General features: G+C 60.4%; 16 protein-coding genes and 1 tRNA gene. 12 read left to right on the forward strand and 5 right to left on the reverse strand.

All coding sequences use genetic code 11. The features are described from left to right. Window positions 1-21: 21 nt before the first annotated feature. The 10 genes from infB (at window position 22) to O3300_RS24150 (ending at window position 11,941) form a co-directional block, all read left to right on the forward strand. On the forward strand, window positions 22-2,880 hold the full coding sequence (gene infB / locus O3300_RS24105) for a translation initiation factor IF-2 (protein WP_099665291.1): 2,859 nt from the start codon (window positions 22-24) through the stop codon (window positions 2,878-2,880). A gap of 114 nt (window positions 2,881-2,994) precedes the next feature. Further along, window positions 2,995-3,411: a 30S ribosome-binding factor RbfA gene (rbfA, locus tag O3300_RS24110; protein ID WP_099665290.1), complete on the forward strand. Its 417-nt coding sequence runs from the start codon at window positions 2,995-2,997 to the stop codon at window positions 3,409-3,411. Between the two features lie 2 nt (window positions 3,412-3,413). Further along, entirely contained in the window at window positions 3,414-4,349 is a 936-nt protein-coding gene (gene truB, locus O3300_RS24115) for a tRNA pseudouridine(55) synthase TruB (RefSeq protein ID WP_305054332.1), read from the forward strand. A gap of 207 nt (window positions 4,350-4,556) precedes the next feature. Continuing rightward, the gene (typA, locus tag O3300_RS24120; RefSeq protein ID WP_076569139.1) at window positions 4,557-6,389 is read left to right on the forward strand and encodes a translational GTPase TypA; all 1,833 of its coding nucleotides are present in this window, start codon (window positions 4,557-4,559) and stop codon (window positions 6,387-6,389) included. A 117-nt stretch (window positions 6,390-6,506) separates the two neighbouring features. Further along, complete coding sequence (dusA, locus tag O3300_RS24125; RefSeq protein ID WP_305054333.1) at window positions 6,507-7,502, forward strand: tRNA dihydrouridine(20/20a) synthase DusA; 996 nt, start codon at window positions 6,507-6,509, stop codon at window positions 7,500-7,502. Next, the gene (locus O3300_RS24130) at window positions 7,502-7,966 is read left to right on the forward strand and encodes a hypothetical protein (protein WP_305054334.1); all 465 of its coding nucleotides are present in this window, start codon (window positions 7,502-7,504) and stop codon (window positions 7,964-7,966) included. The genes dusA and O3300_RS24130 overlap by 1 nt, the downstream gene beginning before the upstream one ends. A gap of 520 nt (window positions 7,967-8,486) precedes the next feature. Continuing rightward, window positions 8,487-10,247: a methyl-accepting chemotaxis protein gene (locus tag O3300_RS24135; protein WP_305054335.1), complete on the forward strand. Its 1,761-nt coding sequence runs from the start codon at window positions 8,487-8,489 to the stop codon at window positions 10,245-10,247. A gap of 60 nt (window positions 10,248-10,307) precedes the next feature. Beyond that, entirely contained in the window at window positions 10,308-10,655 is a 348-nt protein-coding gene (locus O3300_RS24140; protein ID WP_077408994.1) for an energy transducer TonB, read from the forward strand. A gap of 167 nt (window positions 10,656-10,822) precedes the next feature. After that, window positions 10,823-11,395 carry a hypothetical protein gene (locus tag O3300_RS24145; protein WP_099665285.1) on the forward strand — a complete coding sequence of 191 codons (573 nt, stop codon included), beginning with the start codon at window positions 10,823-10,825 and terminating at the stop codon, window positions 11,393-11,395. Window positions 11,396-11,557: 162 nt separating this feature from the next. Further along, window positions 11,558-11,941 (forward strand): hypothetical protein, encoded by a 384-nt coding sequence (locus O3300_RS24150; protein ID WP_077400334.1) that lies wholly within the window; start codon window positions 11,558-11,560, stop codon window positions 11,939-11,941. A 391-nt stretch (window positions 11,942-12,332) separates the two neighbouring features. On the opposite strand, the gene O3300_RS24155 is transcribed toward O3300_RS24150, so the two are convergent. The 3 genes from O3300_RS24155 to O3300_RS24165 form a co-directional block, all read right to left on the reverse strand. Next, window positions 12,333-12,782: a hypothetical protein gene (locus tag O3300_RS24155; protein WP_035825219.1), complete on the reverse strand. Its 450-nt coding sequence runs from the start codon at window positions 12,780-12,782 to the stop codon at window positions 12,333-12,335. Window positions 12,783-13,038: 256 nt separating this feature from the next. Then, window positions 13,039-13,698, reverse strand: coding sequence for a PEP-CTERM sorting domain-containing protein (locus tag O3300_RS24160; RefSeq protein ID WP_099665284.1), 660 nt, complete (start codon window positions 13,696-13,698; stop codon window positions 13,039-13,041). Between the two features lie 327 nt (window positions 13,699-14,025). Then, on the reverse strand, window positions 14,026-16,146 hold the full coding sequence (locus tag O3300_RS24165) for a TonB-dependent siderophore receptor (protein WP_305054336.1): 2,121 nt from the start codon (window positions 16,144-16,146) through the stop codon (window positions 14,026-14,028). A 289-nt stretch (window positions 16,147-16,435) separates the two neighbouring features. Here O3300_RS24165 and O3300_RS24170 point away from each other — a divergent pair, with 289 nt between their 5' ends. Together O3300_RS24170 and O3300_RS24175 are read left to right on the forward strand one after the other, a co-directional pair. After that, complete coding sequence (locus O3300_RS24170) at window positions 16,436-16,882, forward strand: response regulator (protein WP_099665282.1); 447 nt, start codon at window positions 16,436-16,438, stop codon at window positions 16,880-16,882. 5 nt (window positions 16,883-16,887) lie between these two features. Continuing rightward, complete coding sequence (locus tag O3300_RS24175) at window positions 16,888-17,688, forward strand: hypothetical protein (RefSeq protein ID WP_305054337.1); 801 nt, start codon at window positions 16,888-16,890, stop codon at window positions 17,686-17,688. Window positions 17,689-17,733: 45 nt separating this feature from the next. Here the strand turns inward: O3300_RS24175 and O3300_RS24180 are convergent, their stop codons facing one another. Together O3300_RS24180 and O3300_RS24185 are read right to left on the reverse strand one after the other, a co-directional pair. Then, complete coding sequence (locus tag O3300_RS24180; RefSeq protein WP_305054338.1) at window positions 17,734-19,092, reverse strand: family 43 glycosylhydrolase; 1,359 nt, start codon at window positions 19,090-19,092, stop codon at window positions 17,734-17,736. 181 nt (window positions 19,093-19,273) lie between these two features. Further along, window positions 19,274-19,349 (reverse strand) — tRNA-His (locus O3300_RS24185). Window positions 19,350-19,425: the final 76 nt, after the last annotated feature.

Here is a 19,425-nt window from a genome sequence, read left to right on the forward strand (position 1 = left end):
ACACATAGAAAAGAGGACTGAATGGCGAGTAACAACGTAGCCCAATTTGCCACCGAACTGAAGATGCCTGCAGATTTGCTGCTGACGCAGCTGCGTTCTGCCGGCGTCGAGAAAAGTTCGACGTCAGATCCATTGTCGAAAGATGATAAGGACAAGCTTTTGGATCATCTGCGCCGCACACACGGCGCAGCGGCTGACACAGAAAAGAAGAAAATCACCGTGACCCGCAAGGAAACGACTGAAATCAAGCAAGCTGACGCCACCGGCAAATCGCGCACCATCCAGGTGGAAGTGCGCAAGAAACGCACTTTCGTCCAGCGTGACGAAGCTGCGCCGGTCGCAGCTGAACCGGTCGCGCCTGCCGCACCGGTGATCGATCCCGCCGACGTGGCGCGCCGTGAAGAAGAAGCCCGTAAACAGGCTGAACTGATCGCCCGCCAGGAAGCCGATCTGCGCGAAAAGCAAGAACGTCTGGCCAAGCTCGACGCGGAAAAAGAAGCCCAGGCGAAAGCCACGCAACAGGCTGAATTGGCTGCGAAGAAAGAAGCTGAAGCGGAAGCGAAGAAAGCGGCCGCCAAGGCTGCCGCCGCTCCTGCCGCCAGCGCCGCTGCGCCTGTCGTTGACGACGCCGCCGCCGAAGCGAAAAAAGCTGCTGCCGCTGAAGAAGCGAAGAAGAAAGCCGCCGCCGCTGCTGTTGCCGCCAAGGAAGCCGCTGACAAAGCGGAAGCCACCGAGCGTGCACGCAAGGCCGTAGCCGACGAAGTCGCCCAGATCAAGGCCATGATGAACGCGCCACGCCGCGCCATCAAGGCTCCTGAGCCTGCACCGGTACCGGTCAAGCCGAAGGCGCCGGAAGGCACGCTGCACAAGCCTGCGGACAAGAAACCTGGCGACAAGCCGGGCGACAAGAAGCCTGCTGTTGCAGACAAGAAATCCATCAAGTCGGCGAATGTGTCGTCCACCTGGTCCGATGACGCGAAAAAACGCGGCACCACCGGTGGTCCTAAACCACGCGGCAACAGCGGCCCAGGCGGCCGTGATAGCTGGCGCGGTGGCGCGAAGGGCCGTCGCCCGACGCACCATGACGACCGTGAATCGAACTTCCAGGCCCCTACGGAAGCCGTCGTCAAGGACGTGCACGTACCGGAAACGATCACCGTGGCCGAACTGGCGCACAAAATGTCCGTCAAGGCATCCGAAGTCATCAAGCATTTGATGAAATTGGGCCAGATGTGCACGATCAACCAGGTGCTGGACCAGGAAACCGCCATGATTCTGGTGGAAGAAATGGGCCACAAGGCGTTCGCCGCCGAACTGGACGATCCGGAAGCGCTGCTGGCCGATGTGGGCGAACACGCGCACTTCGAAACCAAGCCACGCGCACCGGTGGTCACCGTCATGGGTCACGTCGACCACGGCAAGACCTCGCTGCTGGACTATATTCGTCGCGCCAAGGTTGCTTCCGGCGAAGCGGGCGGCATTACGCAGCATATCGGCGCTTACCACGTCGATACGCCACGCGGCATGATCACCTTCCTCGACACCCCGGGTCACGAAGCGTTTACCGCCATGCGTGCCCGTGGCGCAAAGGCAACCGACATCGTCATTCTGGTGGTTGCCGCCGACGATGGCGTGATGCCGCAAACGAAAGAAGCGATTGCCCATGCGAAAGCAGCCGGCGTACCGCTGGTGGTGGCGATCAACAAGGTCGACAAACCAGGCGGCAACGTTGACCGCGTGACGCAGGAACTGGTCGCTGAACAAGTCGTGCCGGAAGAATACGGTGGCGAATCGCCATTCGTGCCGGTGTCGGCCAAAACGGGTCAAGGTATCGACGACCTGCTGGAACAAGTGCTGTTGCAAGCCGAAGTGCTGGAACTGACGGCACCGGTCGAAGCGCCAGCGCGCGGTCTGGTAGTCGAGGCGCGTCTGGACAAGGGCCGTGGTCCTGTCGCGACGATCCTGGTGCAGTCCGGTACCTTGCGCCGCGGCGACGTGATCCTGGCTGGCTCTTCGTATGGCCGTGTTCGCGCGATGCTGGACGAGAACGGCAAAGCCATCGCTGAAGCGGGTCCTTCGATTCCGGTCGAAATCCAGGGCCTGACGGAAGTGCCGGTTGCCGGTGAAGAAGTCGTCGTCATGGCTGACGAGCGCAAGGCGCGTGAAATCGGTCTGTTCCGTCAAGGTAAGTTCCGCGACGTGAAACTGGCGAAACAGCAAGCTGCGAAACTGGAAAACATGTTCGACCAGATGGCCGAAGGCGAAGTGAAAAACTTGCCACTGATCATCAAAACCGACGTGCAAGGTTCGCAAGAAGCGCTGGTCGGTTCGCTGCAGAAGCTGTCGACCTCCGAAGTGCGCGTACAAGTGGTACACGCTGCCGTCGGCGGCATCACGGAATCGGACGTCAACCTGGCAGTCGCCTCGAAAGCGGTCATCATCGGCTTCAACGCCCGTGCTGATGCCCAGGCACGCAAGCTGGCCGAGTCGAATGGCGTGGACATTCGCTACTACAACATCATTTACGATGCGATCGACGAGATCAAATCGGCGTTGTCGGGCATGTTGGCACCAGAGAAACGCGAAACGGTCATCGGCCAGGTCGAGATCCGCCAGGTCATCCTGGTCTCGAAAGTGGGCGCGATTGCCGGTTGCCTGGTCACCGATGGCGTGGTCAAGCGTGCTTCTTCCGTCCGCCTGTTGCGCAACAACATCGTGGTGTGGAGCGGCGAGATCGACTCCCTGAAACGCTTCAAGGACGATGCGAAAGAAGTTCGCGCCGGTCTGGAGTGCGGCCTGTCGCTGAAGAACTACAACGACATTCAGGTTGGCGACACGCTGGAAGTGTTCGAAGTCCAGGAAATCGCTCGTACCCTGTAATCACAGCAGTAATGGCGCGGACATATCTTTGTCCGCGCAAACACGTGGGGCGCATTGGTCAACGGGCAACCGTTTGACCCATGCGCCCTGCGGCACTTAGGACAGCATAAAATCATGGCTAAACATAGCAAAACCATGCCAGCGCGCGGCTTGCGCGTGGCCGACCAGATCCAGCGCGATCTGGCAGAAATCGTCGCCTACGAATTGAAGGATCCGCGCGTCGGCACGATGATCACCATCACCGAAGTGCAGATCACGCCCGATTACGCGCACGCCAAGGTGTTTTTCACGATGTTGAAAGACAGCAAGGAAGCCATCAAGAACACCACCGAAGGCCTGATGGCCGCGGCCGGCTTCATCCGTGGCCTGCTGGGCAAGCGCCTGCACATCCACACCTTGCCGATGTTGCATTTCGTGCACGACAGCTCGACGTCGCGCGGCATGGAAATGTCTTTGCTGATCGACAAGGCCAACGCCACGCGCGCGGCTGACGCCGAGCCGGACGCGAAACCTGAGACGGACGAGCAATAACAGTGGCGGGTCCGAAGAAACCACCGGGCATCAAGCGGGTGCGCGACCTGGTCGATGGCGTCTTGCTGCTGGATAAGCCTGTCGGCTGGTCCAGCAACGACGCCCTGATCAAGGCCAAGCGCGTGCTGAACGCGAAGAAGGCGGGCCATACGGGCACGCTGGATCCGTTCGCCACAGGCTTGCTGCCGCTGTGCTTTGGCGAGGCGACGAAATTCTCGCAGGACTTGCTGGAAGCCGATAAAACCTACGAAACCCTGGTGCACCTGGGGCAGACGACGGATACGGGCGACACGGAAGGCGAAGTGCTGGAAACGCGCGACGTCAACGTCACCGAAGAGCAGATCGAAGCCGTGCTGGCGCAGTTCCGCGGGCCTATCCTGCAGACGCCGCCCATGTACTCGGCCTTGAAAAGAGACGGCAAGCCCTTATATGAGTATGCAAGGGCCGGCATCACCCTGGAGCGCGAAGCGCGCCCGGTGACCATCCACAAGCTCGAGTTCCTCGGCTACGAAGCCCCGTTCCTGAAATTGTCCGTGATGTGCAGCAAGGGCACGTATATCCGCGTGCTGGGCGAAGACATCGGCCATGCCTTGGGTTGCGGCGGCCATTTGAACGCCTTGCGCCGCACCCACGTGGGCAACCTGACCCTTGACGGCGTCGTCACGCTCGATGAATTGACGGCGCACGCCGCGCCGTTGAGCTTGCTGGCGCCCGTCGATGCATTATTGTCGAGCTTTCCCGCCGTCCAGCTGACGGAAGAATTGGCCAAGCGTTTCCTGCACGGCCAGCGCATTGCGCTGGGCAAGGAAGACGTCGCCGTGCCAGCCGAGCCGGGCAGGGTGCGCGTGTATCACGACAGCAAACTGCTGGGTACGGGCCAGTTGCAGGAATACAGCATCCTGGCGCCAGAACGCTTGATTGCCACGGCGTATCAATAAGTCACAGCAACGTCATATTACCCAGCGACACTCGTTAAACAGTGTCGCTTTTTTAAACAAACCGTCCCCGACTGCGGGAGCCGCCAGCATTTTTAGATAGCGTTGCAACGCAACATGCTATACTACGCGGTTCCGGAAATAGATTAGCATTCGGGTATCTCGTACATCTTGTACGCACTCCGCAGTTTTTCAGTAACTACTACGACCATGTCAAATACAAAACGCGCAATTCGTAATATCGCCATTATCGCCCACGTTGACCACGGCAAAACCACGCTGGTGGATCAGCTGCTGCGCCAGTCCGGCACCTTCCGTGAAAACCAAGCGGTCGACACCCGAGTCATGGACTCGAACGACCTGGAAAAGGAGCGCGGCATTACGATTCTGTCGAAGAACTGCGCCGTTGAGTACGAAGGCACCCACATCAACATCGTCGACACCCCAGGCCACGCCGACTTCGGCGGCGAAGTGGAACGTGTTCTGTCGATGGTGGACTCGGTTCTGCTGCTGATCGATGCACAAGAAGGCCCGATGCCGCAAACCCGTTTCGTCACGCGCAAGGCGCTGGCACTGGGTCTGAAGCCTATCGTTATCGTCAACAAGATCGACCGTCCAGGCGCACGTCCGGACTGGGCCATCAACCAGACGTTCGAACTGTTCGACAAGCTGGGCGCTACCGATGAACAACTGGACTTCCCTATCGTTTACGCTTCGGGCTTGAACGGCTATGCCGGCCTGACCGAAGACGTGCGCGGCGGCGACATGAAGCCGATGTTCGACGCCATCCTGGAACACGTTCCAGTACGTGACGACAATCCGGAAGGCCCGCTGCAAATGCAGATCACCTCGCTGGACTACTCGTCGTACGTCGGCAAGATCGGCATTGGCCGCGTCAACCGCGGTACCGTCAAAGTCGGCCAGGACGTGCTGGTCATCAATGGCCCAGGCGCGACCCCGATCAAGGGCCGCATCAACCAGGTGCTGAACTTCAAGGGCCTGGAGCGCGTGCTGGTGGACGAAGCCGTCGCCGGCGACATCTGCCTGATCAACGGTATCGACGAAATCGGTATCGGTTCGACCCTGTGCGCAGTGGACACGCCAGAAGCGCTGCCTATGCTGACCGTCGACGAGCCGACCCTGACCATGAACTTCATGGTCAACAACTCGCCACTGGCTGGCCGCGAAGGCAAGTTCGTTACCTCGCGTCAACTGCGTGACCGTCTGGAAAAAGAATTGAAAGCCAACGTTGCTCTGCGCGTGGCGCCAACCGACGACGACACGATCTTCGAAGTATCGGGCCGCGGCGAGCTGCACCTGACGATTCTGATCGAAAACATGCGTCGCGAAGGCTTCGAGCTGGCCGTTTCGCGTCCACGCGTGGTCTTCAAAATGGTCGATGGCGTGCGCCACGAGCCGTTTGAAAACCTGTCGGTCGACGTGGAAGAAGCCAACCAGGGCGGCGTCATGGAAGAACTGGGCCGTCGTCGTGGCGACCTGCAAAACATGGAATCGGATGGCAAGGGCCGCGTGCGTCTCGAGTACCTGATCCCGGCGCGTGGCCTGATCGGCTTCCAGGGCGAATTCATGACCCTGACCCGCGGCACCGGCCTGATGAGCCACGTATTCCATGAATACGCACCAGTCGACAACACCCGTGGCGAAATGGCTGGCCGTCGTAACGGCGTGCTGATCTCGCAAGACGACGGCGCCGCTGTTGCTTACGCCATCTGGAAACTGCAAGACCGCGGCCGCATGTTCGTGTCGCACAATGACCCGGTCTACGAAGGCATGGTCATCGGTATCCACTCGCGCGACAACGACCTGGTCGTCAACCCGATCAAGGGCAAGCAGCTGACCAACGTGCGTTCGTCGGGTACCGACGAAGCGGTGCGCCTGGTACCGCCAATTCAGATGTCGCTGGAATACGCAGTCGAATTCATCGAAGACGACGAACTGGTGGAAATCACGCCTAAATCGATCCGTCTGCGCAAGCGCTTCCTGAAAGAGCACGAGCGTAAAAAAGCGTCGCGTGATTCGTAATCTGTTGTAGAGCATGGCCTGCGGGCCATGCCGCTCCGGCCCGCTGCGCCGCGTCACCGTCACTGGTGAGGCGCGCAGCGGGTTTGTCATTTGCAGCTCCTGTTTTTTGTAGACACCATGACTTCCTCTTCTTTGCCTTCCCGCCGCCTGTCCGTTGCCCCGATGATGGACTGGACCGACCGCCATTGCCGCAAGTTCCACCGCGAAATCACGCGCCACACCTGGCTGTACACCGAGATGGTGACGACGGGCGCGCTCGTGTACGGCGACGTGGAGCGCTATCTGCGCTTCAATGAGGAAGAGCATCCGGTGGCGCTGCAGCTGGGCGGCAGCGACCCGACGGACCTGGCCACCAGCGCCAAGCTGGGCCAGCAGTGGGGCTACGATGAAGTCAACCTGAACTGCGGCTGCCCGTCCGAGCGCGTGCAAAAGGGCGCGTTCGGCGCCTGCCTGATGGCCGAGCCGCAACTGGTGGCCGACTGCGTGAAAGCCATGCGCGACGTGGTCGATATCGACGTCACGGTGAAACACCGCATCGGCATCGACGACAGCGAATCGTACGACTTCGTGCGCGACTTCGTCGGCACCGTGGCCGACGCCGGCTGCAAGACGTTTATCGTGCATGCGCGTAACGCCATCCTGAAAGGGCTGAGTCCGAAGGAAAACCGTGAAGTGCCGCCCCTCAAGTATGACTATGCCTACCGTTTGAAGCGTGATTTTCCGCAATTTGAGTTCATTATCAACGGCGGCATCAAGACGCTCGAGGAAATCGACCTGCACCTGCAGCACCTGGACGGCGTGATGCTGGGCCGCGAGGCGTATCACAATCCGTACGTGATGGCGCAGTTCGACCAGCGCTATTACGGCGACGACGCTCCCGTCAAGACGCGCGAACAGGTGCTCGAAGCGATGATTCCTTATATTAGTGCGCAGCTGGAGAAAGAGGCGGGGCGCTTGAAACTGAACAGCATCACGCGCCACATGCTGGGCCTGATGCAAAACCTGCCCGGCGCGCGCGGCTTCCGCCAGACCTTGTCCGATTCGAAGAAGCTGGCTTCGGGCGACCCCCGTTTGCTGCTGGAAGCGGCGGCGCGCCTGTCGTTGCCTGCCTGATGAGCGGCGATTGCCACGGTCTTGCGCGCCAGATTGACGGCTACCTGCAAGCCGTCAGCGCGCTGAAGGACGATGGCAGCCTTTTCGCATGCTCCTGTCTGGGCCCTGTGGCACCGCAGGCGGCGTTCGACGCGCTGTGCCGCGCGCTGGAGATCGCACCGGACGGCATGCGCCTGCAGCCCATCGAGAGCGTGGTGTGCAGCGGCGTCCTGTGCACGCCGCGCCAGTGGCTGCTCGAGCGCTTGCACCCGGCGAGCGAGGCTGACCGCCAGCCGCTCGATGCGCGCCTGTTCGATGGTTTCGAGAACGAACTGGCCGAACTGCTGGGCAGTGCGCCCCGCTGGTATCAACTGGTATCATCCGGTCAGCGCAGCCTGGCCAGTCAATTGGGCGCCATCTGGAGCGTCTTTGTCTTTGGCACAGAGCGTCATGCCTATGTGATGCATTGCAGCTGGGACCGCTGAGCAAACTTGTCTATACCGGTGCCCCGGCGCACTGGTATTGTCCGTACCACCCCCTCCTCTGAATACCACTTCCGAAACGATGTCATATGGCTATGCCATGTGTTGTAAATGCGCTGTTTCGGCGCACGGCCGCACTGTCGTGGGGCATTTCTATGGGGCAAGAAACGGCGTTGTTGCCATTTCCCCGAAGAAAGTTAATCAGCCATTTATTCAGGTACTTATTGCTTGCTTTGAGGCAAAATTTACACCTATAATTGATTATAGACAAATATTTCTCATATGAATGTTTGATGTTGATCTCACATCATCGGTGTCAAAAATTCAGTCCGTGGAACAAATTTGCATTCGCAGTCACTGGTGGTTTTCAGGGCTGTTGTAGACCAGGAAGTACCCCAGGCTGCGTGCGGCCGGATACCGCCAGCATACCAATGGGTAAGGGCGGATGCCGGTGTTGCGCAGCCTTCGTCTTGTCGTGCCGGGCAAAAATCCTTATCAATAGTTTCATTTACGAAGAGCCGAAATGAATTTAGCAAAAATGAAGGTTGGTACCCGCCTGGGCCTGGGTTTCGCCCTGGTACTGGTTCTGCTGGTGGCCGTGACCGTCCTCGGCATCGCGCGCATGGCGCAAATCCAGGAACGTCTCGATCACGTGATCAATGTCAATAACGTCGTCACCCGCCTGGTGATCGATATGCGTGGCAACGTCAGCGACCGCATCACCTCGCTGCGCATCCTGACCCTGATGACCGACGCGGGCGATATGGAGCCGGAAATGGCGCGTATCAAGACGCAGACCAGCACCTATCAGGAAACGCAGAAGAAGCTCGAAGAGAAATTTGCCGTCGAGTCGACTTCTGAAGAAAAAGCCCTGCTGACCTCGATCAAGGAATACGAAGCCGCCGCCATGCCGGCCATCGCCAAGGCGTCCGCGCTGTGGATGGCCAACGATGCGGAAGGCGCCACGCGCGTGATGATCAAGGAAATCCGCCCGGTACAGAAAAAATGGATGGAAGCGCTGGAGCAACTGGCCGTGCTGGAAGACAAGCTCAATGAGCAGATGCAATCGGACGCCCGCAAGGCCTTCGACAGCGCGCGCCTGTTCATGATCATCCTCGGCGTACTGGCCGTGGCGATGGGCGTGGCGGCGGCACTGGTGATCACCCGCGGCTTGCTGAAACAGCTGGGCGGAGAGCCTGACTACACGGCATCGATCGCCGGCAGCATCGCCAATGGCGACCTGTCGATCGGCATCCACACGCAGCCATCGGACAATTCCAGCCTGCTGGCGGAAATGAAGGAAATGCGCAACAGCCTGGTGGGCATCGTCGGCCAGGTACGTGTCGGTACGGAAACCATCGGCACGGCGTCGCGTGAAATTGCCGACGGCAATATCGACCTGTCGTCGCGCACGGAAATGCAGGCCAGCGCGCTGGAGAAAACGGCGTCGGCCATGGAAGAGCTGACCTCGACCGTGAAACAGAATGCGGACAATGCGCGCGAAGCCAACAAGCTGGCCGCCACCGCGTCGGACGTGGCCCTGAAGGGCGGCTCCGTGGTGTCGCAAGTGGTTGACACCATGAGCTCGATCAATGAATCGGCGAAGAAAATTGTCGACATCATCGGCGTGATCGATGGCATCGCCTTCCAGACCAACATCCTGGCGCTGAACGCGGCCGTGGAAGCGGCACGCGCCGGCGAACAAGGCCGCGGCTTTGCCGTGGTGGCGTCGGAAGTGCGCAACCTGGCCCAGCGCTCCGCTGGCGCGGCGAAAGAAATCAAGATCCTCATCGACGATTCGGCCGAGAAGACGGAACGCGGTACGCGTCTGGTGGGTCAGGCTGGCGTGACGATGGGCGAAGTGGTCGACAGCGTGCGCCGCGTCACCGACATCATGAGCGAGATCGCCAGTGCCAGCCAGGAACAAAGCGCCGGCATCGAACAGGTCAACCTGTCGATCATCGAGATGGATGGCATGACGCAGCAAAATGCGGCCCTGGTGGAGCAGGCAGCCGCCGCGGCGCAAAGCTTGCAAGACCAGGCGGCCGAACTGGCCCACGTGGTCAGCATCTTCAAACTGGTCGAAGGCGAAGAAAAGCCGGCAGCGTATGTACCGGTCCCCGTAGCGGCTGTGGCTGCGCCCGTTGCCGCGCGCAAGCCGGCGCCCGCATTGCGCCCGGTGAAATCGCTGGCACGCAAGGCGGAAGCGGCAGCTCCCGTGGCTGCTCCGGCGCCGCGCAAGGCGGCAAGCGCCGGCAGTAATGACGAGTGGGAAGAGTTTTAAGCGCGGCCAACAGCGCACAGGAAGTTGTAATTACCGTATCTGATAATCATGGGGAAGCACATGTTTGAGAATAAGCGTTTGATGAGTGTTGCAGCAGCCTTGCTGGTGTCCGTTTCTTCCGCAGCCTTCGCTGCCGAGGTGCCGGCGTCGTTCGATGCCAAGAACTGCAAGGCCGACTATCCGAAAGCTTCGTTGATGAACGAAGAGCAGGGCACCGTGACGATGTCCTTCCTGGTCAATGCCGATGGTAGCGTTGCCGATTCGAAAGTCGAGAAGAGCAGCGGCTTCAAGAACCTGGACAAGGCCGCCATCAAGGCCCTGTCCGCGTGCAAGTTCAAGCCGGGCACCAAGGATGGCGCCGCAGCGCAGACCTGGACCAAGGTCGACTACGCCTGGAAGCTGGACTGATCCACCTATTGCCGGGAGCCTGGCTCCCGGCATGAGTTTTCCGCTACGGGCGGCGCCTGCAAGGGTGCCGCCCGTAGTGTTATGTGCGCCAGCCAACGGCACTGTCGCCGCCGATTCTGTTACCCTCGAAACATACCTTCGGGATATCCCACCACAAGAGGCCTACCATGCAGCGCATCCTGACACTTTCCCTTCTTGCCGCCAGCGGCATGCTGCTTTCCGCCTGCGCCTCGCTGGGCACGCCCGTGGGCTTGCAGGCGGGGCAGACCGTGGCCGTCGTCAATAGCCTGAGCTGGGACAATCCCCTGACGGGCAAGCGCGACGGCGTGCGCACCAGTTGGCCCATCAAGGATGGCAAGATTGCCCCTGAGTATTTTCCGCTGGCGCAGCTGAAGCAATGCGAGGCGGGCGGCAAGCCTTGCGCCTGGGGCGTGATGCGGGCGCAGCGCGGCGCGCCCGCTTTGCAGTATGCGGACGGCGGCGTCGACCTGGCCGTGAGCGTGGCTATCGACGTGGCGCGGCGCCAGGATGCGCGCCAGGGCGAAACGCAGACGGCGATGGCGATTCCGCAGGATGTGGCAGCGCTGGCTGGCCGGCAACAGGTGCAGCCCAGCTGGAAATTGAAGTATGGAAAGGTCGAGCAGGTCGAGCTCGATTACGGCGTGCGCTACCAGGTGTGCGTGCAGCGCTACGATGCGGCCGGCAAGGCCATCGATACCTGCGCGATACCGTTTATTTGAGGAAACATGCCGCGCGCGCCGTTTGTGGCGGCTTTGCGACACTTCATGTTGCGGCGTGCGTCGGGGTGTAACAATCGGTAAAAGCACAGCAAAGCGCGGCGTAATTTCTTATAGTACTTAATTAAGGTAGTACACCAGTATTGGTACCCGAGGAGAATTGCAATGAAAACCCTGTTGGCAGTAATTTCGCTGGCCGCCCTGGGGGGCTGCGTCGTGGCGCCGCCTGGTCCCGCGTATTACGGTTCGCGCGCGCCACAGGGGGCTTACAATCCCTATGAATGGCATACGGTCTCGTCCGAGCCGGTGCAGTCATCGCGCGTGGTGAGCGCGCCGCGCGTGGAATACACGAATGAACCCGTGTATGTGCAGCAGCAACCGGTGTACGTGCAACAGCCCGTGTATGTGCCGGCGCCCGTGTACGCGCCGCAACCGTATTATTACAATCCGCCCGTATCGATCGGGCTGGACTTCGTGTTTGGCTTTGGGCGCTACGGTGGACACCGCGGTGGCTGGGGTGGGCACGGACGTTATTACGGCCGCCGCTAGTCAACATCCCACCAAATTTACTGCGCGTCGCGATTCGCGGGCTGCGATGCTCGCTGTACTAAAGTACAGCTGCGCTTCTCCCCCACGACTCACTGCCGCTCGCTACAATTTGGTGAGAGTTGTGACGTAATATGAACTCAGTGGAAATACACGGAACTCTGGTGCAGCACGTCCGCCGAGCACAGGATGTACATCGCCGCCGCTGCCAGACCTATTTGCAAGGCGCCAAAGCTGATCGGGATGAGGCGGGACATGTCGTACTCCTGAGTAGTGTGAGGTGTGGTCAGGCTTTCATCATAGGATGACTCGGTGCCTTAGGGCATCGGATGAATGTCCGCCACGATGTAGGACAACACCTCGTCCCTGGCGCCCCGTCTCGCTCTCCGACCGTTTAGCGGTTTTTCCAGCGCACTACAGGCTCTTCCGGCGCCGTGTCCGGCACGTTCGAGATCGCCAGCCAGTGCGTCAGGCGTTCCGGGTGCTTGAGATTGATGCCCATGCCATCGATGATGCCCACCTGTTCCAGCATGCGCGCATCGATTTTCGCCTTCGACACCGTGGGTGCGCCCATGACCATGCGGTCATACGCCTTGCGCGCCTTGTGTTCCCATTTGTGCAGATTGCTCTCGTCGAAACGGTTCGCTTCGAAATACACGGTCAGGGTGCCATCGAGGTTGCCGAAGCCGACAATGCCCGCGCCCTTGCGGATGGTGGTGGTGTTGTCGATGTCAAATTCCGCCGTGGGCACGAAAATGCCGGCGCGGCCATCGATGTCGGGACGTCCCACGGGCGTTTCCTTGCCGTAGGAACTCGTTTCGGTAATGGTTTTTTCTGCAGACATGGTGCGTGTGGTGGCCGTGCCGGGAGCGCGATCGGGCCCGGCAGCGCCAGTCATCCTGTTCAAAAAATGCGTGCTGATGATCAGGGCGGGGTAGTGGCCCTGGCGGAGCGATGCTTGGCATTGCTTGATATCCCGCTATTGTAGCGTCAATTTAATTCTTTTTGGCAACATTTCCTGGGAATTATGCTTCCGTTTGGGGCATAAAAAAAGCCGCCCGGCCTGGTGGCGGAGCGGCTGTTGCACGACGACTTCAGACTCAGGCGGCAGTCTTGCGGCGTGCCATGAAACCCAGCAAGCCCAGCCCCAGCAGCATCATGGCGTAGCTTTCCGGTTCCGGCACGGCCGTCGTCACCGACACGTTGTCCAGGTAGGAACCATAGGTTGGCGCGGAGGCCGGGCCGATCGATTCGAAGCGCAGCAAGGTGGACGAACCGAGCGCGGTGACGTTCTGGCTGTAGGTTTGCCACACGCCGGTGGTATTGCCGACCAGGGCCGTTGGCGTCAGCAGGGTCGAACCCCAGTAGACGTTCATCAGGCTGCTTGCGCCGCCTGGCGTATTCGGGCGGCCCGAGTAGGCAAACGACAGCGCATACGTGCCGCCGGCCGTGGTGGCGAGCGATTGCGACACGGACGTCAGGCGCTCGGCGTTGAGTTCCAGGTATTGCGTGCCGGCGGCAGCGACGGGGTTGAAGCCGCTCTGGCCGCCTTGCGTGGCGCCCTTCTGGATTTCAAAGGCCGTATTGCCGCTGACGGATGAGGTCCAGCCCGTCACGGCGCTCAATTGTGCGAATGGGGTGGTGATGGCATTGCTTTCGAAGCTGCCGTTGACGACCAGTTCGGTCGCGGCGTTGGCGCCGCCGGCAGTGATCAGGGAGGCCAGTGCGGCGATCTTGAAGAGGGTAGCAGGCATTTTCATGTGGGTCCGTTCTATTATTTAAAAGTTAATTTCATTTCCTAAATGACATTTAAAGAATATCACTAAAACTCACGAAAAAAACTGCTGCACGATAAAAATATTTGTAATTGTGAAATCATTTGTGTTCAAAATTGCATTAATTTCCATGATGAACCAATTGCAGTGCTGCCGCAGGGTGAGCGCGGCCCTGAGGCTGCTTGCCCCGGAGTATTTTTGTGACATCGGGACGTAAAAAAACCTGCATCGAAACAACAACGATGCAGGTTTTTTGCGTGCCGCCCGCGTGCGGGTCCGGCTATGGATGCCATAGCCGCGACGTGCGCGGGACTAGAACGCCAGCCGTCCTTGCAGGTAGACCATGCGCGGCGCGCCCACCAGCTTGCCCAGGTTACCGTCCGAGGTGCGCGTGAAATAGCGCTTGTCGGCGAGGTTGTTGACGCCGGCAACCAGTTCCAGGCCGTTCTGGCCCGGTACTTTCCATTTCACTTGCGTATTCCACGTTCGGAAGCCGGGAATGACGCCCACGCTGCCGGCCGGGTTTTCCGCCACGGTGTTGGCCTCGTCGGAGAACTGGCGGCTCTGGTGGCTGCTCGACAGGTCGAAGCCCCAGGCGCCCAGCTGGTAGTGGGCGCCGACGGTGTCCGTGGTGCGCGAATAGAAGGGCACGTCATTGCCCGCGTTCACGCCATCCTGCAAGGTGGCCTTGGTATAGGTGTAGGTGGCGTAGGCGTTCAAGCCGGCCAGCGGGCCGGATTGGTCGAAGTGGTAGTCGACGGCCGATTCCAGGCCCCGGTGATGCGTGGCGCCCACGTTGTAGAAGACGACGTTCTCGCCGCTGCCGACGGACTGGATCTGGTTGTCGAACTTGATGTTGAACAAGGTCGCTTCGGCAGATAGCTGGCCGCTCTTCCAGCGCGCGCCCAGCTCGGCGGTTTTCGCCAGTTCCGGCTGCAGCGGGTTCTTGCTCGACTGTGCATTGAGCTGCGTATTTTGCACGGCGCCAAACGAGCTGTTGTAGTTGCCGAACAGGGTGACGTTGTTGTTGAGCAAGTAGGCCACGTTCAGCGACGGCAGGGCCTTGTTGTTGAGCAACTCGATCTTCTGGTCGGTCGGCAAGTGGTTGAAGCGTACCGTCTTGATATGCTCGTAGCGCACGCCCGGCGTGATGCGCCAGGCGTCGATGGCGATCTTGTCGTCGATATACACGGCTTGCGCATCGGTGGAGTTGTTGGCGAAGCGCGTCGGCGCCTGCTGCACGCCGCTGGCGATGACGACGTTGTAGATGCTTTCATCGGCCCGTTCGACCAGGTAGCGGTAGCCGACGGTGACGTCCTGCGAGACCTTGCCGGTCATGAAGCGCTGCGTGTAGCGCGGTTCGATGGCCGTCGTTTCATAGTTGCGCGGCTGATGCCCCAGGCCTTTCAGATTGGCGCTGATCAGCGTGCTTTCGCGCGAGCTCTTGTTGTAATAGGCGCGCACCTCGAATTCTTGCGTGCCGGAAATGGCATTCAGGTAGCCGATGTCGAAGGCCTTGCGCTCGCCGCTCCAGAAGTCGGTGGGGCGCGTGTTCTGGAACGGGGCCTGCTTGTATTGCGCGGCAGTCAGGCCGCCCGGCGTGCGCGACGTCACGTCATAGTAGGACAGCTTGCCGTACACCTCGGCCGTCGGGCTCAGGTCGTAGCGGAATTTGAGGGCGAAGTCGTTGACCTTCTCATCGCTGCCCACGCGCCAGTCGCTGCCGCGGATGCCGGAATACAGCACCGCCAGGCCCAGGCCGCTGTCGAGCTGGGTGCCGGCAAACACGCTGGCCTGCGTGTTGTGGCCCACTTCGCTGTACGAGTTGTAGCGTACGGTGGCGTCGCCCGTGATGCCGGGTGTGGTGGGCACGCGGCGCGTTTTGAAGTTGATGATGCCGCCCACGTTTTGCGGGCCGAAGCGTACGGCGCCGCCGCCGCGCACCACGTCGACCGTTTCGACATTGGCCAGGCTGACGGGTGCGAACGACAGTTGCGGCTGGCCATATGGCGCGACCGACATCGGAATGCCATCGAGCAAGACCGTGCTGCGCGGCGAATAGCGTCCGGCCAGGCCGCGCACGCCGATATTCAGGGAAATGGCGCTGCCGGCGCTGCCCGAGTTGTCGCTGATCTGCACGCCGGGAATGCGGCGCATCACGTCGCTGAGGCTGGTCGCGCCCGAGTTTTCGATGTCATCCTTTTGTACCACCGTGCGGGCGCCCGCGAAATTCTTCGTGCTGGCAGCCATGCTGGTGCCCAGCAGGTTGCTGCTGACCTGGATGGATTCCAGGATGGGACCGGCGTCATTGGCGGTACTGGCCGTATTGGCGTCCTGTGCCTGCGCGGCAAGGGACGCGCCCAGGCAAGCGAGGGCGATGGCCAGCGCGCACGGGCGTAGCGAAAAAGGCAGTGGGGAAAGTGTGGCGGCCATGCATGGATCTCCGTAGGGACAATGGTTGCGCGGGCATTTTTGGCGGCGCGACAACATCGTGGCGTGGGCATCCTGCGCAAGGGGATAAGAATGATAATGATTCTCATTTTATCCGTCAATTGCGAATATTGCGTAGTGGCGGTATGCCTGCCCGCAGGGTGGGGAAGTGTTGCTGGCGCGGTACAGCGGGCGGCCTTGATTGCCGCTTGGCACCAGTGCTCGGGTGCGGCGGCATTGTGCGCGCTTCTTGTATACTCCCGTTTTTGCAGCCGTCAGACGTGAACGTACAATGAGCCAGACAACTGAAACGACACCAGGCAATCCCCCCGTGGAACGCCGCCAGGGCGACCAGCCGGCAAGTGCTGCGCGCAAATTGAATCTGCTGGTGGTCGACGACAACCAGGAAGTGGGCGAATCGCTGGCCATGCTGCTCGAAGCGCTGGGCCACCACGCGGTGGTGGTGCGCAACTGGCAGATGGCCGTCGAGCAAGTCAAGCTGTGCGTGCCCGACGCCGTCTACCTCGACATCGAAATGCCCGGCATCAGCGGCATCGAAATCGGCCGCCGCCTGCACCACAACCCCGAAACGGCCAATGCCGTGCTGATCGCCGTCACCGGCCACAGCCTGCCCATGTACATGGACGACGCGCTGGCCGTGGGCTTCCGCCACTTCCTTGTCAAACCCGTGCGCCTGGAAGACCTGGCCACGACGGTGCAGTCGGTGCTGGCGGGCTGAAATGTGTGCTATGGTTTGCGGCCCATCCCCGGGCATCCGGACACAGGCACGCAATGACCATGCATTCCCCGAAGCAAGCTGCAAGCACCGACCTGGCCAGCCGCTATCTGGGCGTACTGGCCGATTTTGATACGGCCTTGCTGGACCGCCATGCGCCGCATGCCGATGCGGAAAAGCTCTCGGGTCTCTTTCTCCCCAGCGTGCCGCCCAACTGGCTTGGCGCCCGGCAGCGCATCATGATCGTGGGCTGCGAAACGCGGCAATGGAATGTGTTGCCGGTAGGGGAGCGTTTTAGTTCGCTGGAGTACTATGTCGAGCGGTCGATGGCCGTGCATCAGGCTTATTTTGCGCAGCAATTGTCACGCGCGGATATCAAGGGCCGTGCCTTTCATAATTTCACGCGCGCGGTGGCCCGGCGTTCCGGCAGCGATGGCTTGATCTATGCCAATCTGCTGTGCATGGCGTGGAATAAAGGTAGTCCCGTCAAATGTCGGCATTTTGAGGTCATCAAGAAGTACTCCAAACTGCTGCTGGATGTACAAATCGATTTCTTCCAGCCCGAGATCATCATCTTTGCCAATGGCAGCGCCACCGCCGGGCACCGGCGCGATTTCTTTCCGCTGGCCCGCGATGCGCAGGGCAAGGCCATCGGCACTGAATATGCCAAGCAGCACATTCCCAATGCGCAATTGTGGAAGTTTCCGCTGGACCACAGGGATTGCTACCGCATCCAGCATCCTTCGTCGCGCTCGCCAAGTGCGGCGCGGGCGCGCGAGTTTTTGCTGGGCCTGCTCCCCGCCCGCTGAGAGGACGCCCCGGCAGTGCCATGCCGCCGGGATACCGCTCGTCTGTTAGGGCCGGCTCAGCGACCACTGCTGATTATTCGCATTGGTCAGGTTCCACTGGATGATTTGCGCGTTTTCCAACGTGCTCAGGTTCAGGACGTCCAGGGTCAGGTTGCTGTAGCGGTTGGTAATTGTCTGGTAGCCGGACGCGGGGCTGGCGAAGCGCCATTGCTGGCCCAGTCCGCCCCAGTAGCTCCATTGGGCGATATTCGTGCCCGCCGTGGTCGAGTTGTTGTAGTCGTCCAGGCCCAGCAGGCTGTTCGCATTGATCAGGCTATAGTACCCGTCGCCATGCCCCACCACATACCATTGCTGGTGTTTCCCTCCCGTATAGGTTTGCTGCTGCACCAGCGCGCCATTCGCCGTGCCGGCGCCGGCCACGGCCAGCGCTTTGCCGCTCAGGCGCGAGCGTAGCACCGTGGGGCCGTCCGAGATGCCGCCGCAGCTGGCGACAGAGAAATTGCGCGTCAGGCTGGGCCAGCCGCTGTCATATGTCATCTTCAAAATATCGAGCTTGGCCGCGCCATTGTCATTGACGTCGTAGTAGTGGATCGAGGTGTAGTTGCAGCCATCCTGCTTGAGCATGCCGATATGGCCCGGTCCCTTGTATTTGCCATCGAGGTTAGGCAGCAGCGTGCGCGTGTCGCTGTACGGTCCCGTCACGCTGCTGGCGCGCTGCACTTCCACATAGTATGTGCTGGCGGCGCCCTGGCAGCATTTGCCGCGGTTGACGAACAGATAGTAATACTCGCCGTCGCGCGTGATGTAGGGCGCTTCGATATCCTTGCCGCCGCCACCGAGGATGGTGGTGACGTTGCCGCTCGTCTTGCCTGTCGCCTGGTTGATTTCCGTCACGCCGATGCCGCCGAAAAACGAGCCGTAGGACATATAGACCTTGCCGTCGTAGTCGCGGAACAGGGCGGGGTCGATGGCATTGATTTCCGCACCACCCCCATACGATTGCACGACGATGCCCAGGTCCGTCCAGCTGGGATTTTTCAGCGAGGCCGAGCGGGCCACGCCGATGGCCGACACGGAGGTGCCGAAGGTGGACACCGAGTAATACAGATAATAGTAGCCATTCATGTGGATCACGTCCGGCGCCCAGTACGAGCCGCTGAAGTTGGGGATTTTATTGGCGATCCAGGCCGGCGGCGTGCTGAACACGGGCGCAGGGCCGGCCGACCATTTCAGCAGGTCCGTCGAGGTGGAATACCAGATGCCGTCGCCCGTGGTGAAATTGAAATACGTGTCGCCGTCTTTTGTCAGGGTACCGGGGTCGTGCGCGTTCGGCACGCCCGTCAGGGTGATCGCCTGCGCATGGGCGCAGAACATCAGGCAGAGTGCTGCCAGGATTTGCTTCATCGTTGTCTCCGTACTGTTTTTATGGGGCGGTCCAGGCCGCACCCCAGAGTAGGGCGATGGTCAAATTTGCACTAATGAATTTTTTGCAGGAAGCGATACCGGGGCCGGTATCGGAGAATGAAGAAAAGCGGCGCCGGAATAGAAAAAGCCCGGTTCGAAAACCGGGCTCTTCATTATTCTGTGGGGTGGCTGATGGGGCTCGAACCCACGACAACAGGAATCACAATCCTGGACTCTACCAACTGAGCTACAGCCACCACTGTCTTACTTACCTGTTTAGCTGTTTTGCTGAACAGGTGCCGAATTATACAAAGAACTCGGCAAAGTGGCAAA

The sequence above is a fragment of the Janthinobacterium sp. SUN206 genome, assembly GCF_030587305.1.
Taxonomy (GTDB): Bacteria; Pseudomonadota; Gammaproteobacteria; order Burkholderiales; family Burkholderiaceae_D; genus Janthinobacterium; species Janthinobacterium kumbetense.

Bases quoted from the DNA above. Each gene is read 5' to 3' on its own strand.
- O3300_RS24130 (WP_305054334.1), top strand. From the start codon at position 7,502: ATGAGCGGCGATTGCCACGGTCTTGCGCGCCAGATTGACGGCTACCTG.
- typA (WP_076569139.1), top strand. From the start codon at position 4,557: ATGTCAAATACAAAACGCGCAATTCGTAATATCGCCATTATCGCCCAC.
- O3300_RS24160 (WP_099665284.1), bottom strand. From the start codon at position 13,698: ATGAAAATGCCTGCTACCCTCTTCAAGATCGCCGCACTGGCCTCCCTG.
- O3300_RS24165 (WP_305054336.1), bottom strand. From the start codon at position 16,146: ATGGCCGCCACACTTTCCCCACTGCCTTTTTCGCTACGCCCGTGCGCG.
- O3300_RS24150 (WP_077400334.1), top strand. From the start codon at position 11,558: ATGAAAACCCTGTTGGCAGTAATTTCGCTGGCCGCCCTGGGGGGCTGC.
- O3300_RS24135 (WP_305054335.1), top strand. From the start codon at position 8,487: ATGAATTTAGCAAAAATGAAGGTTGGTACCCGCCTGGGCCTGGGTTTC.
- O3300_RS24140 (WP_077408994.1), top strand. From the start codon at position 10,308: ATGTTTGAGAATAAGCGTTTGATGAGTGTTGCAGCAGCCTTGCTGGTG.
- O3300_RS24145 (WP_099665285.1), top strand. From the start codon at position 10,823: ATGCAGCGCATCCTGACACTTTCCCTTCTTGCCGCCAGCGGCATGCTG.
- O3300_RS24180 (WP_305054338.1), bottom strand. From the start codon at position 19,092: ATGAAGCAAATCCTGGCAGCACTCTGCCTGATGTTCTGCGCCCATGCG.
- O3300_RS24155 (WP_035825219.1), bottom strand. From the start codon at position 12,782: ATGTCTGCAGAAAAAACCATTACCGAAACGAGTTCCTACGGCAAGGAA.
- infB (WP_099665291.1), top strand. From the start codon at position 22: ATGGCGAGTAACAACGTAGCCCAATTTGCCACCGAACTGAAGATGCCT.
- dusA (WP_305054333.1), top strand. From the start codon at position 6,507: ATGACTTCCTCTTCTTTGCCTTCCCGCCGCCTGTCCGTTGCCCCGATG.
- O3300_RS24170 (WP_099665282.1), top strand. From the start codon at position 16,436: ATGAGCCAGACAACTGAAACGACACCAGGCAATCCCCCCGTGGAACGC.
- rbfA (WP_099665290.1), top strand. From the start codon at position 2,995: ATGGCTAAACATAGCAAAACCATGCCAGCGCGCGGCTTGCGCGTGGCC.